Below are 15,022 nucleotides of genomic sequence, written 5' to 3'. Positions count from 1 at the left end.
AGTCAGAAAAAAAACACAAAAAAGATCAAATCTGCTTAATTGAGCTCAAAAATGATTTCTCTTATGTGTTGATGGGGCTTTGTTGTATAAAGATAGAAAATATGGTAACAATAAGCGTGTGGCACAAGAAACCTATAGTAAGGGTAGAGATGAGTAAGTCCAAGTCCAAGTATAAGTACCTCTTCAGCAACTGGTCGTAGGTCTGATGCGTCCCTAAGACAGAGAGGGAGCCTCACATTTTGGTTGAATGATGAAGTCATAGAGCAGTGGGTAAATCAACAAAAAACTGGACGTAGGGGGGCATCAAATACCTATAGCAATACGGCCATTGAATTTATGGTCACTATACAATCATTGTTTGGTCTGGCCGGACGACAGACTGAAGGTTTTGTCGAATCTATATTTCAATTGATGGACTTAGATTTACCAGTACCAGACCATAGCACTGTATCCCGTCCCTTGCTCAAACTGAATATCCAACTGCCAGTTATACCAACTAATGAAACTATTCCGTACAGTAGTAGACTCTACAGGGGTGAAAGTTTACGGAGAAGGTGAATGGAAAACAAAAGTTCATGGTGTCAGTAAACGGCGTACATGGGGTAAATTACACCTAGGAGTAAATGAGGCTACAGGAGAGATTGTCAGTGGAGTAGTGACTACCAATGATGTCAGTGATTCACAAGCATTTTCTGAACTTGAGAAATGGAGTAGATGGGGAAATAGCCCAAGTATCAGGAGATGGAGCAGAGCACAAGTATAAATGTTACCAGAAAGCTAACCAACTAGGAGCAAAAGTAACAATTCCACCCAGGAAAAATGCAGTAATAGGTCAACACGGCAACTGCAAATGCCCACCTCATCCCAGAGATGAAAACCTCAGAAGAATCAGAAAGGTAGGACGCCAAAAATGGAAGCATGAAAGTGGTTACCATTGGCGTTCTCTATCAGAAACCACAATGTTTAGACTCAAAGTGAGCTTTGGAGGTCAGTTACGACGAGGAAAATTCGAAAGCCCAAGCAGTAGAGTTGTTCATACAATGTGCCATGCTGAACCGTATGATTCAAACAGGTAAACCCAAAAGTCACAAAGTGAAAATCTAGTTACAGCACTTTTCAGGTAATTGAACCACAAAGTGCGGTAAAATGGGTTTGATGTAATTGTTAAATTTAATGCCAGTATCGTATTCGAGTGATTTGCGTCGTCGCGTGATTATAGCTTGGGAAGCAAAAGAAGGCTCTCAACGTCAGTTGGCTGAAAGATTTAAGGTCAGCTTGTCTATGGTACGAAATTTGTTGCGTCATTATCGTTACTCTTGGACAAATTGAGGCCAAACGACGTGGAGGATATCAGCAGCCAATAATTTCCTATGATAATCTCAACATCATCAAATCTCTGGTAGAGGAGAAAAATGACTTATTGCTGAGAGAATTATGCGCTCGCTATCAAGAAACAACAGGAATTAGGGTGAGTATCTCCACAATGCATCGCGCCGTAGAAAAATTAGGCTTACGGTGCAAAAAAAAAGTCTTTATGCCAGTGAGCAAGATACCCCAAGAGTCCAAGAGTTAAGACATGACTATCGACGTTGGTTAGATAAAATTGATGTCAGAAATTTAGTATTTGTTGATGAAGCCCGAATAAATTTGTCAATGTCTCGTTTATTCGCCAGAGCCGTAGATGGGGAACGAGCTGTTGGTAGTATCCCAGGTAGCAAGGGTGGAAATGTTTCTTTGATTGGTGCTTTGAACTTGGATGGACTGATTGCGTCGATGACTGTACCAGGAAGTACAAATACTGAGGTATTTATCACTTTATTAAACCCAGGTCTTACTACCTCAGTTGTGGCAAGGGGCAATCGTGGTAATGGATAATCTCAAGGTTCATCATGCTGAACGTGTCAGAGTTGCCATTGAGTCCGTCGGTGCTCAAGTCAAGTTTTTGCCCCCTTACTCTCCTGATTTATCACAAGTGTGAGCTTTGTTGGTCGAAACTGAAGCAATTTCTCCGTTCTTGTGAGGCACGTACCCATGAATCACTGGAGCAAGCAATGGCTGAAGTTGTAAATTTCATTACTGAAGATGATGCCTTCGGTTGGTTCAACCACTGTGGTCTATTTACCTGAAAATTGCTGTAACTTCCTGATGGAAGTTTTTGGCGATCACTACTTTCATGCAACAAAGCCACTTATATCTGCCAGTACCAGACCACAGTACTGTATCTCGTCGATTACAAAAACTGAATATCCAACTGCCAGTTACACCAACATGCTGAGGCCATTGAGATGGTATTAGACTCTACAGAAGTGAAAGTTTACGGGGAGGGTGAGTGGAAAACAAGAGTTCATGGTGTCAGTAAACTGCGTACATAGCGTAAATTACATCTAGGAGTCAATGAGGTCAAGGGGGAAATTATCAGTGGGGTAGTAGACATCTCCAATAGGAGTCAATGAGGCCAAGGGGGAAATTATCAGTGGGGTAGTAGACATCTCCAAAAATTATCACTTCCCTTACTCTAACTATCTTTTGGGGAGCGATCGCCAGCTCCACCAGATAGTCATTTTTTACTGGCTTTATAGCATGACAGATAGTTACTGTTAGTTATTGACCATTTTTATCTAGTTTTTTATTATTTTTTTTAGAGCAAAATTTATGATTTATAATAATATTAATTCTCCTCTTATTAATCTTACGAAACTACATATTTTGAAAATTACTTTTTCATAATTATTCTCTTTCAATCTCAATCTTTATCGTGCCACTCTAAATATTTTTATTAGTCTTATTATCTTTTCTATAAATATTCTTGTTTGAGTTTTTTTTATTCTATTTCTTTACTTCCTCTGACATTTTATGGATTCTTTTTTTTGTTTGGCTTGTTAAATTTTGACAACCTTGATACCCCTTATATTATTTAAATATTTGTTCTATATCCAACTTTTTTTGTAGTTTTTTAAATAACTTTATATCACTTTCTAGACCTCTTTCTCCTCCTATTATATCTACTATTTCTTATGCCTTTTCTGTGATTACTATTTGATTTTTAAACCTATGACTTTTTGGCTTTCCTGAATAATAATTTTTCTGTTTATCATCATTTTTTAGCCTTTCCCTATCCTGCTATGTACTATCAACTATCAATTCTATTTCTGTCAAAGTCTCTTTTATCAATAAATATTCGTTTTCTTTTCCAGATAATTCCTCTAGTAAACTAGATGGTAATAATTCCCTCAAAATATCTATCCAAAGCCTGAAAAATATTATTTGCTGTTGATGAGCTAACTCCAAATATTGCTCCTAGTCCCTGAAATGTTGGTATATGATGCAAATAATATAAGCTCAACATTATCTCTTTTGTCTTGCTTAAAAACTTTTTTCTTCCTCCTCCTGCCTTGATTAACCTTTTTTCTTTGCTGGTGATCGCCTGTCTTTTTTTTTCAACTTTTTGAGCGTTTTCTATTAATTTTATTAGCTGTTCATCTGTAATACCAATAATTATTTTTGTTTCTTTTGGATGGTTATAAATATATTCTGATACATTATTCATTTGGAAACAGAGTATATATAATTTGCCACTACAATTTTACCTTAATTTTGATTTTTGAGAGGTCTATTATACCAATTTCCTAAAGTCCGACTACACATAATGCTTCAAGAATAAAATCATATCCTGTACAAGAAGCAATATCTTTTTGACTAAATCCAGTTAATATATTTCTCAGGATTCTGCGTCAGAAATCTAAGGAATCGAAAACTCGATTTTTCAAGAATTTTTTCACCTCTTTCCACAGTCTTTCAATGGGATTAACTTCGGGACAATAAGGAGGTTGAAATAATAAAATGATGTGATCAGGGATAGATAAATCATTCCCTAGATGCCCTCGCCCGTTATCTAGTTGAATAATATGAATCTCTTCAGGATATGTTTGAGAAAAAAGCTCTAAAAATCTTTCAAAGCAAGGAGTATCTAGATGACTAAATTCATAAAAAAAGGAATCTCCTGTTTTTGGTTCTACTAAACCATAAAGCCATAGATATTTAAATAGCCATTGATATAAACCAATGGGCTTAACACCGCAAGCAGTAATGACTTTACCTGTTATAGTTTTTAATCCAATTCTAGTCTCGTCTTGACACCAATAGCGAATTGGCAGTTGATTTTCCGAATATTTATTAATTAACTTAATTTTCTCTTCTAGTTGAGATGAGAGTTTTTTTTAAAGTTTTCTTGAGCTTCTTTATTTTGTTTTATGTGATTTGGACGTGGAACTTTTAATTTACTTTTTAATTTATATCTGACTAATTGATGAACTGTTCGATAAGACAGCTCGATGTCAAAACAAGTCGTTAACCACTGTTGAATTTCACCATAGCTTTGGAAACCTTCCGGGTTTTGCAATTCTGCTTCTAATTTCTCGATTACATTTGGTGGAATTGAACTTGGCCTCCCTCCTAGATTTTTCTTTGGTTCTAGTAAAAGATTCAGTCCACCTGTACGATATTTCCCTAACCATTTTTGTACTGTGACTCGATTGCGTCCTAACATTATCGCAATTTCTTTTACTGTTTCTACTGTTTGAGTTTTCAACCAGTAAATAGTTTGAAGTCTTTCCTTTTCTTGAGCTGTACTCGCACTTTTTAAAAGTTTTTTGAGAGTTTCTACCGATTCATTTATCTCAATTTTTACTACTCCTGACATGGGGACATTTTCTATAATAGGTTACTTCTAAAAGTGTAGCTTAAGTTTATGAAATTAGTATTACATAGTTATTTGAGCCGTTCTACCTCTTCAATCAGTTTTTCTATGAAGCGTTGCTGTTACCATGTTGCAGTTCTTCTAGAGCTTTTTTTGGACAGTAGTTCTAAGTCTTTTCGGTCTTTTGGGATATCTGGTGGCTTGAATTTCATTTCTTATTCTTATCAGAAACACAGACTTTTCCCTTTTTGTCAACCTCTACACCTGAATGCTTACACAATATTAATTATTGTTGAGCTTTTTTTGATGGTTATAACTGTTGATAGGGTTCGTATTTATTCCAGAGAGTATCCGATATGATCCCAGAACCTATTCTTAAATTATAGAACCCATTTGAGATCTCTAGCCAGAGGCTACAAGTCTCTTAATCATTAGTCTGACAAAGCAAAGATTCAGTTTTGTCGTCGCATTCGATAGAGTTCTCTCAAAGTTCTTCACCAGAATCTTACATCTTTCCATCCAACTATTTGAACGTTCAATTACCCATCTGGCGATTGCTGGAACAAATCCTGATTTGCCTTGTGCTGCTTTCTCTTGTTTTGAAGGTTTTGTTGAAAGTTCAAACTTAATTTTTCTCATAATTTGTGGATAGATCTTTTCTAATTCCTCTCTCAAGTGGTCTGGGTGATAACCATGATCTAAGAGAATCGTAATCTTCGGAATATTCACTGGCTTGGATTTGAAATAGTCAATGTTCAATCTCAACATTTCAATCAATCCTGCATCATCAGTGACATTTGCCCGGGTACAATGAGTAAAAAAGGGAAATCCTAATGTATCTACAGCTAGATGCCTTTTAATACCATTGGTCGACTTGTAGAAACAGAAACCCTTTGAGTCTACACTAGCATTACAGGTATTTTTCACGGCTTGGGAATCAATGATGATCAAGGTTGTCCCGGAGCGCTTTTTTTTTCACTTGCTGACGCACTCTTGGATGTAAAGCATCCATAAGTTTCTCAATCACTCCGGCATCTCGCCATTGTTTGTAATACCAATAGACCGTGGAATAGGGAGGCAGCTCCTTGGGCAAATCTCCCCAATTGCAGCCATTCTTAAGTTGATAGAAGATACCATCGAGGATTTCTCGTTTTGTCCAATCAGGGGGACGTGTTTGCTTTTTTGGAGGCAATAGCTCAAGCAACAGAGGTTCAACGATTTCCCATTCTGGGTCAGTAAGACAGCTCGAATATGTCATTGTGATTAGATTAAACTGCTGTCATTAGCTTAACTTTATACCGGTAAAAGATCTCAAATAGGCTCTATACAGGACTTACGCAAAGACAATATATAGCAATGAGCGCTGGCATCTTTACATACTAACAATGTCATTCATGTAGTATACATCCTGCTACATGACTGACATTTTTTCTATGCGATCGTGACAACGGAACGGAGGCGCAATCGCACTACCTTAAAGTTTTATGCCATGCCTGAAAAAATAATGTGACATAAGGATGTCAGAAAATCCTTGCCAGGCAATAATTATAGCATGGCAGCTCGGATTAAAATTTGGTATTATAGACTCCCGCGTTGCACTTTGATTTAACTGACAACAAAAGAATCACAGTGTTATGGGAGTGTATTCGCGAAGCCTCTTGAGTGAGAGAATCGCCTCAAAGAGCAACTATATTCTATATTACAGCAATTTTCAGGTAAATAGACCACAGTGGTTGAACCAACCGAAGGCATCATCTTCAGTAATGAAATTTACAACTTCAGCCATTGCTTGCTCCAGTGATTCATGGGTACGTGCCTCACAAGAACGGAGAAATTGCTTCAGTTTCGACCAACAAAGCTCAATAGGTGATCAATCAGGAGAGTAAGGGGGCAAAAACTTGACTTGAGCACCGACGGACTCAATGGCAACTCTGACACGTTCAGCATGATGAACCTTGAGATTATCCATTACCGGGACTTTAGCAAATTTCAAGCCCAAACAAACCCTAAACTCTCTTTATGAGCGGTAAATACGTCGATGTTTTCATCTAACCACTCAACAAAACGATAAGATATTGCGGTACGAAATGCTTCTAAAGTATCAGTAAACGTATTTAATGGTTTGTTAGCCCAACGCCTTCTTATACCTCCTGTTAACTGATGCCAGATAATAAATGTATAAGCACAAAATACTAAAATAAAATGCCTTTTAAGGCTGATTTTATCTCTGACTTGATATTCTCTTAATCCTAACCATCCTTTGGCTTCCCTGTAGAAAACTTCCACCCAATTTCTTTGAGAATAAGTAGAATATATCCACTCAGGAGTTACATATTTGTCTTCTCTATTAGTGATATAATAGTTAATATCAGTGGCCTCAGAAAAACTTTTAGCATTCATAACGATAGCTATAGTTTTTTGACCTGACATCCTAGATATTTCTACTTCTAATGTAGCTACCCAAACTTCTCTAGCATTTTTTGTACTTAGTTGAACTAAGTTGAAAGCTTTCTGAGGTATACTTTCTGCCAGCTTGTCTAATCTAATTTCCTCTTTAATGTCATCTTGTTTTTTAATGATGACTTTTCGATTTTTAGCTAATCCTCCTATATAAGTTAAACTTCTTTTCTCTAGTTGATTTAAGAATGATGTATTGTTACCATAGCCAAATTTCAATTAACACAATTTCTGGTTGGTGTCCTCTGGACAAACATTGATCTACTAGAGACATTGCACTCGTCTGGTTTCTTGACAAATTCTGGGTCTTTTTTTCCTTTTGGAAAAGAATCAGCTTTCTGATACAAAGCTATGTCTAAAGGTAGACTTTTAACTCCATCATAAAGATGAGTTGTCACCACGACTACACCATTATCTGTTTTTCCTATTTCTCCTATATATTGCCGCCCTACTCCTGCAGTAAAATTACCACTTTTTCTGTGGCCTGAATCGTCTATAATTAAAGCAATAGGATCGAGAAGGTTTTGTTTGGCGACGTTCCCACATTACTTGAAGACGACGCTCATTCACAGCATCTACAGACCAATTTGCTCGAACTAGAAAATGCCGTAATTTGTGGTACGTGTGACCTACAGTGTTGTTGGCAATTTGAGACAAGTTTTTTCGATCGCTTTCTCAAGAGTAATCCTCCTATATATTCCCTAAACCCTGTTTTTTGGGCTTTTGTTTTAAAGACATTGTTAAAGCGATCGCACCATCGATGGAAACAAGAGGGCATGGCCACTGAAGTTGTTTCTTTCATCAAACTTTTCCCAGGCCAGTAATTAACGTAAAATACATATCAGGTATACATTATACCCTTTTTTTTACTATTTTTTCACTAAAGTCCCGTTACCACGATTGCCCCTTGCCACAACTGAGGTAGTAAGACCTGGGTTTAATAAAGTGATAAATACCTCAGTATTTGTACTTCCTGGTACAGTCATCGACGCAATCAGTCCATCCAGGTTCAAAGCACCAATCAAAGAAACATTTCCACCCTTGCTACCTGGGATACTACCAACAGCTCGTTCCCCATCTACGGCTCTGGCGAATAAACGAGACATTGACAAATTTATTCGGGCTTCATCAACAAATACTAAATTTCTGACATCAATTTTATCTAACCAACGTCGATAGTCATGTCTTAACTCTTGGACTCTTGGGGTATCTTGCTCACTGGCATAAAGACTTTTTTTTTGCACCGTAAGCCTAATTTTTCTACGGCGCGATGCATTGTGGAGATACTCACCCTAATTCCTGTTGTTTCTTGATAGCGAGCGCATAATTCTCTCAGCAATAAGTCATTTTTCTCCTCTACCAGAGATTTGATGATGTTGAGATTATCATAGGAAATTATTGGCTGCTGATATCCTCCACGTCGTTTGGCCTCAATTTGTCCAAGAGTAACGATAATGACGCAACAAATTTCGTACCATAGACAAGCTGACCTTAAATCTTTCAGCCAACTGACGTTGAGAGCCTTCTTTTGCTTCCCAAGCTATAATCACGCGACGACGCAAATCACTCGAATACGATACTGGCATTAAATTTAATAATTACATCAAACCCATTTTACCGCACTTTGTGGTTCAATTACCTGAAAAGTGCTGTAATAATTGATATCTTTCACCACTACGGAAAAACTTGAGGATTTTCTATAAAAGCTGCATCCACACAGTCTCTAAAATGATCAAATTTCTTCAGTCTTTGTTTGCAGATCGTTTTTTAACACAAACCACCAACGTTCTATCTTATTAAAATCTGGTGAGTATGGTGGTAAATACCAGATTTCACACCTTTGATTGGCCACTAATTCTTCAATATAAACTGATTTATGAAACGTTGCGTTATCCAATATAATCACTTGCCCTGGTTGTAATTTTGGTATGGGAACAATTTTCCAACCAGTTCTCAAACAAGTCACGATTACAACTTCCTGTAAATGTTAAAGGAGCAAACATTTTTGATTGATTTATAGCTGCAATCCAACTAACTCTCTCAGTTCTTTTTCCGGACTTCATGCCTGGTACTATGAATGCCTTTAAATCCATAACCATAAGGATAATCTTCTCTATTATCTATTCCGGCTTCATCTACATAAACAATATCTTTTTTGTCTATTTGATTCAGTTTTAAGGCCAACTTTTCTCTTTCTATTTCGTCTCTTTCTTGATAACCATATGTTTTTTTTTACGAGTAAACCCAAGTTTTTTTAAACTTCTACTAATAGTAAAACGACTACAATTTCCCCATTTTGCAGCCATTTGTTTTTGAGTTTGCTTACTTAGTGTCCTCAACAAACTTTTCACATTCTTCCCAGTTTTTAATTTTAGATGTCTGAGGGGGAGGTATATTGGCTGATTGAGTTGTTGAACCTGTGGTTAAATATATCTCTCGCCATTGATGAAGAGTAGGCCGACTTATATTTAATAAACCACTCATAAGACTGATAGACATACCATTTAAGGTGGAGGTCAAGAGCTCGCATGTCGCAAATCTTGACTGTAAGGATATACCTAAGCACTCAAACAATAGATTGAAGATAGAAATATCTTAAAGCTATCAACTCACTCATTGTCAATACCATTACACGCATCCTTAAAACTTTAACGTTTAGCGATCGCCTAATTTATGAAAAATGCAGGTCATACTGCAAGTCATACTGCAAGTCATATATTACATTGTAGCTATTTATGTAGTATGTAAAGATGCCAGCGCTCATTGCTATATGTGATATGACACGGTAGTGAGGAAATCGTCTACATTGACGAATCGGGTTTTAGCGAAACCACATTTCGCCCTTATGCTTGGTCTCAAAGAGGGAAAAAGGTTTATGGGGAGCAAGATGGCAAAACCCGCAAGGGTAACAGCTTGATTGTCGGCAAGAGAGGTTCAAAACTTTTAGCTCCAGTATTATTGACAGGGACGACCAATGCCGTGTGTTTTAATCATTGGCTTGAGCATCATTCCCATTCCAGAACTCAACTCCCATTCCCTGTTGATTATGGATAACGCTCCCTTTCATCAGAAGAAAGAAATCCGGGCGCTCGCAGCCCTTGATGGGCACAGTGTTTTTTTCTTAGCGCCCTACTCACCGGACTTCAACAAGATTGAAGAAGATTTAGCCATTCTCAAAAAGCAACGGAATATATGCTCCACCAGAAACAACACTGGATGACATTGTTAGACTGTACGGAACTTAATTGTAATGACTATAACTATAAATCAGATCATCTATTAGCCAAAAATGTTCAATTTTTGGATGAAAATATATAGAGCCTATTTGAGATCTTTTACCGGTATAAAGTTAAGCTAATGACAGCAGTTTAATCTAATCACAATGACATATTCGAGCTGTCTTACTGACCCAGAATGGGAAATCGTTGAACCTCTGTTGCTTGAGCTATTGCCTCCAAAAAAGCAAACACGTCCCCCTGATTGGACAAAACGAGAAATCCTCGATGGTATCTTCTATCAACTTAAGAATGGCTGCAATTGGGGAGATTTGCCCAAGGAGCTGCCTCCCTATTCCACGGTCTATTGGTATTACAAACAATGGCGAGATGCCGGAGTGATTGAGAAACTTATGGATGCTTTACATCCAAGAGTGCGTCAGCAAGTGAAAAAAAAAGCGCTCCGGGACAACCTTGATCATCATTGATTCCCAAGCCGTGAAAAATACCTGTAATGCTAGTGTAGACTCAAAGGGTTTCTGTTTCTACAAGTCGACCAATGGTATTAAAAGGCATCTAGCTGTAGATACATTAGGATTTCCCTTTTTTACTCATTGTACCCGGGCAAATGTCACTGATGATGCAGGATTGATTGAAATGTTGAGCTTGAACATTGACTATTTCAAATCCAAGCCAGTGAATATTCCGAAGATTACGATTCTCTTAGATCATGGTTATCACCCAGACCACTTGAGAGAGGAATTAGAAAAGATCTATCCACAAATTATGAGAAAAATTAAGTTTGAACTTTCAACAAAACCTTCAAAACAAGAGAAAGCAGCACAAGGCAAATCAGGATTTGTTCCAGCAATCGCCAGATGGGTAATTGAACGTTCAAATAGTTGGATGGAAAGATGTAAGATTCTGGTGAAGAACTTTGAGAGAACTCTATCGAATGCGACGACAAAACTGAATCTTTGCTTTGTCAGACTAATGATTAAGAGACTTGTAGCCTCTGGCTAGAGATCTCAAATGGGTTCTATACAATTTACAATCCCTATACCACGGACTACTGTATGCCCATTACCACTGTACTGTCGCCTAATCAACTCAATTTTATTACTATGTTTATTGTTAAGAACTATGTCATCAAAGATTAAATAACCAGGACTTACGCAAATCAACCTTTAAAACGCCAGATATAGTAGAAAATGGCATTTGCCCCCACTAGATATAGTGCCTGTGCGTAAGTCCTCATAACATAAGTGTATTGGTTATAATTTATTTTTGAACATTGATCTATATAGTTATTTTAAATAAGAATGAGACACTATTTGGCACAATAATTACGCATGATTTAATCAATAGATATATTGATAGGTGAATACATTATAGCTCTTTTTAATGTACTAAAATCATTTTCTTAGTTATTTAAATCAGGAGAGTATTTTGGCAAAAATAGTAATTGATTACCCCTCTGCTTCTACTAATTCTCTAATAACCTTTTTTCGTAATTAATGGTGAATTCTCCGTGCAGCAGTACACTGGGAATTTTTAATTATGGTAATAAATGTTGCTATAACCATTGTTAAAATACCACGCCATTTAGGGTTCCTTTCAATATAATTGGTGCTATTAAATCTTTTTCATTTTTTATTTTCCCCGCTACTAAATTTTCTCTTTTACCTCGTTTTACCTCTTGCTACACATAAACTTTTTTCCCTTTTTTTGACCAGGCATAAATACAGTTTTGATTATCTTTAAATCCTGATTCATCAATAAATACAAGGCTTTTAATTACAACTTTTTTGATAAAATTTCGTGGTTTATAATAATATTTTATTCTTTCTTATCTATTTATTTTCCTATAACGAAGTTGTTTTTTTAAAAGGAAATTTAATTCTTTTCGAAGCATAAAATATTGCTGCTTGATTAACTCCAATTTTTTTTAGCTCTGTCTGCCAATTTAAACTATGGATTTGGTTTTACATCTTTTTCTAATTCTTTCCAATCTAATTTTCTGCGACGACGTTTTACCTTAGTTGCTTCCAATCTTGGGCGATATAACCATCTATATATCGAAGCTCTTCCTATCTCAAATACATGAGCTGCTTCGGTAAGCATACTACCGTTTTATACAAAATTCATTACTTTTTGTCTGAAGTCTAAACTGTAAGGCATGGTGAAAAATAGTTTCTAGTTGACTTAAAATTATTCTACTCAATTTTTGTCTCAATCTTAATTCAAACAACTATAAATCATGATCATCAATTTTTTCTATTTTTAAATAATAATTTATCATGTCATAGCTAACATTTTCTGGGTTATTTTCCAAATTTGTAATGGTATAATGTGTATGATAATTGAGTAGATATTGACAATAATTAATATAGCTTAAATTCATCCTGTTAGCTCAAATTAATAATAATGTAATTATGTAATAATCAGAGTATTTTGGCAAAAATGATTTACAATTACCAACATCTAAATAGAGCGAATATAAATTATATAGGGGTATCTTTGTATTAGTTATTATAATTGTTATTATAATTTTGATGTTAAAGCGATCGCCTCAATTAGTAGACGCTATATATCGTGTCTTTGCTTAAGTCCTATTATATTTTGGATTGGCTTTGTTGTATAAAGATAGAAAATATGGTAACAATAAGCGTGTGGCACAAGAAACCTATAGTAAGGGTAGAGATGAGTAAGTCCAAGTCCAAGTCTAAGTACCTCTTCAGCAACTGGTCGTAGCTCTGATGCGTCCCTAAGACAGAGAGGGAGCCTCACATTTTGGTTGAATGATGAAGTCATAGAGCAGTGGGTAAATCAACAAAAAACTGGACGTAGGGGGGCATCAAATACCTATAGCAATACGGCCATTGAATTTATGGTCACTATACAATCATTGTTTGGTCTGGCCGGACGACAGACTGAAGGTTTTGTCGAATCTATATTTCAATTGATGGACTTAGATTTACCAGTACCAGACCATAGCACTGTATCCCGTCGCTTGCTCAAACTGAATATCCAACTGCCAGTTATACCAACTAATGAAACTATTCCATACAGTAGTAGACTCTACAGGGGTGAAAGTTTACGGAGAAGGTGAATGGAAAACAAAAGTTCATGGTGTCAGTAAACGGCGTACATGGGGTAAATTACACCTAGGAGTATAGCAGTCGAAGCAAAGATTAGGACATAATGCTCGAAAAATTATCTAGGAAAGATTATGCGTTCTCCTTATAGCTATGACTTAAGACAAAAAGTTATTAAGGCCATTGATGGTGGGATGAGTAAAACTCAAGTAATACCAATTTCCTAAAGTCCGACTACACATAATGCTTCAAGAATAAAATCATATCCTGTACAAGAAGCAATATCTTTTTGACTAAATCCAGTTAATATATTTCTCAGGATTCTGCGTCAGAAATCTAAGGAATCGAAAACTCGATTTTTCAAGAATTTTTTCACCTCTTTCCACAGTCTTTCAATGGGATTAACTTCGGGACAATAAGGAGGTTGAAATAATAAAATGATGTGATCAGGGATAGATAAATCATTCCCTAGATGCCCTCGCCCGTTATCTAGTTGAATAATATGAATCTCTTCAGGATATGTTTGAGAAAAAAGCTCTAAAAATCTTTCAAAGCAAGGAGTATCTAGATGACTAAATTCATAAAAAAAGGAATCTCCTGTTTTTGGTTCTACTAAACCATAAAGCCATAGATATTTAAATAGCCATTGATATAAACCAATGGGCTTAACACCGCAAGTAGTAATGACTTTACCTGTTATAGTTTTTAATCCAATTCTAGTCTCGTCTTGACACCAATAGCGAATTGGCAGTTGATTTTCCGAATATTTATTAATTAACTTAATTTTCTCTTCTAGTTGAGATGAGAGTTTTTTTTAAAGTTTTCTTGAGCTTCTTTATTTTGTTTTATGTGATTTGGACGTGGAACTTTTAATTTACTTTTTAATTTATATCTGACTAATTGATGAACTGTTCGATAAGACAGCTCGATGTCAAAACAAGTCGTTAACCACTGTTGAATTTCACCATAGCTTTGGAAACCTTCCGGGTTTTGCAATTCTGCTTCTAATTTCTCGATTACATTTGGTGGAATTGAACTTGGCCTCCCTCCTAGATTTTTCTTTGGTTCTAGTAAAAGATTCAGTCCACCTGTACGATATTTCCCTAACCATTTTTGTACTGTGACTCGATTGCGTCCTAACATTATCGCAATTTCTTTTACTGTTTCTACTGTTTGAGTTTTCAACCAGTAAATAGTTTGAAGTCTTTCCTTTTCTTGAGCTGTACTCGCACTTTTTAAAAGTTTTTTGAGAGTTTCTACCGATTCATTTATCTCAATTTTTACTACTCCTGACATGGGGACATTTTCTATAATAGGTTACTTCTAAAAGTGTAGCTTAAGTTTATGAAATTAGTATAAAAAAAATTAGATGCGTTTAAGATGGATGGAGAGGTGTAAAAGCTTGACTAAAAACATTGATGCGAACCTACCGAAAATACAGATTAATGTTTGTTTGATTCGACTTATCCTTAAAAGCTTAGCGTATCTGAGTAAGTCCGGCAGATAAAAACGCTTAATTTTTAGAGATACCTGCAGGGGTTCTATAAAATTTCTTC

Annotated in this window: 18 protein-coding genes and 8 pseudogenes; 11 read left to right on the top strand and 15 right to left on the bottom strand. The window is 36.2% G+C overall.

Annotated elements, in window-relative coordinates:
* Positions 1–149 precede the first annotated feature (149 nt).
* From TERY_RS26005 to TERY_RS31670, 4 genes and pseudogenes are all read left to right on the top strand, one after another.
* A pseudogene (locus TERY_RS26005) lies at positions 150–1,104 on the top strand (IS5 family transposase).
* 69 nt (positions 1,105–1,173) lie between these two features.
* Entirely contained in the window at positions 1,174–1,329 is a 156-nt protein-coding gene (locus TERY_RS35585) for a hypothetical protein (protein WP_196797056.1), read from the top strand.
* A 186-nt stretch (positions 1,330–1,515) separates the two neighbouring features.
* Complete coding sequence (locus tag TERY_RS31675; RefSeq protein WP_011612577.1) at positions 1,516–1,875, top strand: transposase; 360 nt, start codon at positions 1,516–1,518, stop codon at positions 1,873–1,875.
* On the top strand, positions 1,868–1,978 hold the full coding sequence (locus TERY_RS31670; protein ID WP_081432459.1) for a transposase: 111 nt from the start codon (positions 1,868–1,870) through the stop codon (positions 1,976–1,978). Before TERY_RS31675 ends, TERY_RS31670 begins: the two co-directional genes overlap by 8 nt.
* Here the strand turns inward: TERY_RS31670 and TERY_RS34090 are convergent.
* Complete coding sequence (locus TERY_RS34090; protein ID WP_155994606.1) at positions 1,967–2,188, bottom strand: hypothetical protein; 222 nt, start codon at positions 2,186–2,188, stop codon at positions 1,967–1,969. The genes TERY_RS31670 and TERY_RS34090 overlap by 12 nt on opposite strands.
* Before the next feature lie 6 nt (positions 2,189–2,194).
* On the opposite strand from TERY_RS34090, the pseudogene TERY_RS37855 reads away from it, so the two are divergent.
* Positions 2,195–2,369, top strand: a pseudogene (locus tag TERY_RS37855) (transposase); the annotation flags it as partial.
* Between the two features lie 842 nt (positions 2,370–3,211).
* Here the strand turns inward: TERY_RS37855 and TERY_RS31665 are convergent.
* From TERY_RS31665 to TERY_RS37850, 10 genes and pseudogenes are all read right to left on the bottom strand, one after another.
* Positions 3,212–3,547, bottom strand: a complete 336-nt coding sequence (locus TERY_RS31665) for a transposase family protein (protein ID WP_011614104.1) — start codon at positions 3,545–3,547, stop codon at positions 3,212–3,214.
* A gap of 184 nt (positions 3,548–3,731) precedes the next feature.
* Positions 3,732–4,187, bottom strand: coding sequence for an IS630 family transposase (locus TERY_RS29240; protein WP_081432519.1), 456 nt, complete (start codon positions 4,185–4,187; stop codon positions 3,732–3,734).
* 8 nt (positions 4,188–4,195) lie between these two features.
* On the bottom strand, positions 4,196–4,699 hold the full coding sequence (locus tag TERY_RS23455; protein ID WP_011609939.1) for a helix-turn-helix domain-containing protein: 504 nt from the start codon (positions 4,697–4,699) through the stop codon (positions 4,196–4,198).
* 399 nt (positions 4,700–5,098) lie between these two features.
* Positions 5,099–5,647: a transposase gene (locus TERY_RS23450; RefSeq protein WP_011614103.1), complete on the bottom strand. Its 549-nt coding sequence runs from the start codon at positions 5,645–5,647 to the stop codon at positions 5,099–5,101.
* Positions 5,634–5,954, bottom strand: coding sequence for a transposase (locus tag TERY_RS23445; RefSeq protein WP_011613857.1), 321 nt, complete (start codon positions 5,952–5,954; stop codon positions 5,634–5,636). The genes TERY_RS23450 and TERY_RS23445 overlap by 14 nt, the downstream gene beginning before the upstream one ends.
* A 612-nt stretch (positions 5,955–6,566) precedes the next feature.
* Positions 6,567–6,665 (bottom strand): transposase, encoded by a 99-nt coding sequence (locus TERY_RS34085; RefSeq protein ID WP_071820775.1) that lies wholly within the window; start codon positions 6,663–6,665, stop codon positions 6,567–6,569.
* Between the two features lie 20 nt (positions 6,666–6,685).
* Positions 6,686–7,955 (bottom strand): annotated as a pseudogene (locus TERY_RS26585) (IS701 family transposase).
* A gap of 67 nt (positions 7,956–8,022) precedes the next feature.
* Complete coding sequence (locus tag TERY_RS31655; RefSeq protein WP_011614101.1) at positions 8,023–8,397, bottom strand: transposase; 375 nt, start codon at positions 8,395–8,397, stop codon at positions 8,023–8,025.
* 186 nt (positions 8,398–8,583) lie between these two features.
* Positions 8,584–8,739, bottom strand: coding sequence for a hypothetical protein (locus tag TERY_RS35580; protein ID WP_196797056.1), 156 nt, complete (start codon positions 8,737–8,739; stop codon positions 8,584–8,586).
* An 88-nt stretch (positions 8,740–8,827) separates the two neighbouring features.
* Positions 8,828–9,690, bottom strand: a pseudogene (locus TERY_RS37850) (IS630 family transposase).
* A 259-nt stretch (positions 9,691–9,949) separates the two neighbouring features.
* Between TERY_RS37850 and TERY_RS29230 the strand changes: the two are divergent.
* The 4 genes from TERY_RS29230 to TERY_RS23410 all read left to right on the top strand — a co-directional run bounded on the left by TERY_RS29230 (position 9,950) and on the right by TERY_RS23410 (position 11,391).
* Positions 9,950–10,207, top strand: coding sequence for a transposase (locus TERY_RS29230; RefSeq protein WP_081432512.1), 258 nt, complete (start codon positions 9,950–9,952; stop codon positions 10,205–10,207).
* Positions 10,128–10,373, top strand: coding sequence for a transposase (locus TERY_RS29225; RefSeq protein WP_011614099.1), 246 nt, complete (start codon positions 10,128–10,130; stop codon positions 10,371–10,373). Before TERY_RS29230 ends, TERY_RS29225 begins: the two co-directional genes overlap by 80 nt.
* Before the next feature lie 162 nt (positions 10,374–10,535).
* Positions 10,536–10,856 (top strand): transposase, encoded by a 321-nt coding sequence (locus tag TERY_RS23415; protein WP_011613857.1) that lies wholly within the window; start codon positions 10,536–10,538, stop codon positions 10,854–10,856.
* Complete coding sequence (locus TERY_RS23410; protein ID WP_011614098.1) at positions 10,843–11,391, top strand: transposase; 549 nt, start codon at positions 10,843–10,845, stop codon at positions 11,389–11,391. Before TERY_RS23415 ends, TERY_RS23410 begins: the two co-directional genes overlap by 14 nt.
* A gap of 17 nt (positions 11,392–11,408) precedes the next feature.
* Here TERY_RS23410 and TERY_RS37845 read toward each other — a convergent pair.
* Positions 11,409–11,528, bottom strand: a pseudogene (locus tag TERY_RS37845) (IS701 family transposase); the annotation flags it as partial.
* Between the two features lie 197 nt (positions 11,529–11,725).
* A pseudogene (locus tag TERY_RS31640) lies at positions 11,726–12,492 on the bottom strand (IS630 transposase-related protein).
* Positions 12,493–13,126: 634 nt separating this feature from the next.
* Here TERY_RS31640 and TERY_RS23400 point away from each other — a divergent pair.
* Both TERY_RS23400 and TERY_RS37840 read left to right on the top strand, forming a co-directional pair.
* Positions 13,127–13,544 (top strand): annotated as a pseudogene (locus TERY_RS23400) (IS5 family transposase); the annotation flags it as partial.
* Between the two features lie 56 nt (positions 13,545–13,600).
* A pseudogene (locus tag TERY_RS37840) lies at positions 13,601–13,687 on the top strand (IS630 family transposase); the annotation flags it as partial.
* A gap of 107 nt (positions 13,688–13,794) precedes the next feature.
* Here the strand turns inward: TERY_RS37840 and TERY_RS29215 are convergent.
* On the bottom strand, positions 13,795–14,250 hold the full coding sequence (locus TERY_RS29215; protein WP_155994750.1) for an IS630 family transposase: 456 nt from the start codon (positions 14,248–14,250) through the stop codon (positions 13,795–13,797).
* A gap of 8 nt (positions 14,251–14,258) precedes the next feature.
* A complete protein-coding gene (locus TERY_RS23395; RefSeq protein WP_011609939.1) occupies positions 14,259–14,762 on the bottom strand; it encodes a helix-turn-helix domain-containing protein in 504 nt (167 codons plus the stop codon).
* Positions 14,763–15,022: the final 260 nt, after the last annotated feature.

Source organism: Trichodesmium erythraeum IMS101, assembly GCF_000014265.1.
Taxonomy (GTDB): domain Bacteria; phylum Cyanobacteriota; class Cyanobacteriia; order Cyanobacteriales; family Microcoleaceae; genus Trichodesmium; species Trichodesmium erythraeum.
The sequence above is the reverse complement of the archived record's forward strand: the minus strand, read 5'-3'. Positions and strand labels throughout refer to the sequence as shown.

Excerpts from the sequence above, each read along its gene's own strand:
- TERY_RS23455 (WP_011609939.1), bottom strand. The coding sequence starts at position 4,699 with ATGTCAGGAGTAGTAAAAATTGAGATAAATGAATCGGTAGAAACTCTC.
- TERY_RS23445 (WP_011613857.1), bottom strand. The coding sequence starts at position 5,954 with ATGACATATTCGAGCTGTCTTACTGACCCAGAATGGGAAATCGTTGAA.
- TERY_RS23395 (WP_011609939.1), bottom strand. The coding sequence starts at position 14,762 with ATGTCAGGAGTAGTAAAAATTGAGATAAATGAATCGGTAGAAACTCTC.
- TERY_RS23415 (WP_011613857.1), top strand. The coding sequence starts at position 10,536 with ATGACATATTCGAGCTGTCTTACTGACCCAGAATGGGAAATCGTTGAA.
- TERY_RS34085 (WP_071820775.1), bottom strand. The coding sequence starts at position 6,665 with ATGGATAATCTCAAGGTTCATCATGCTGAACGTGTCAGAGTTGCCATT.
- TERY_RS31670 (WP_081432459.1), top strand. The coding sequence starts at position 1,868 with ATGGATAATCTCAAGGTTCATCATGCTGAACGTGTCAGAGTTGCCATT.
- TERY_RS35580 (WP_196797056.1), bottom strand. The coding sequence starts at position 8,739 with ATGCCAGTATCGTATTCGAGTGATTTGCGTCGTCGCGTGATTATAGCT.
- TERY_RS31665 (WP_011614104.1), bottom strand. The coding sequence starts at position 3,547 with ATGAATAATGTATCAGAATATATTTATAACCATCCAAAAGAAACAAAA.
- TERY_RS35585 (WP_196797056.1), top strand. The coding sequence starts at position 1,174 with ATGCCAGTATCGTATTCGAGTGATTTGCGTCGTCGCGTGATTATAGCT.
- TERY_RS29225 (WP_011614099.1), top strand. The coding sequence starts at position 10,128 with ATGCCGTGTGTTTTAATCATTGGCTTGAGCATCATTCCCATTCCAGAA.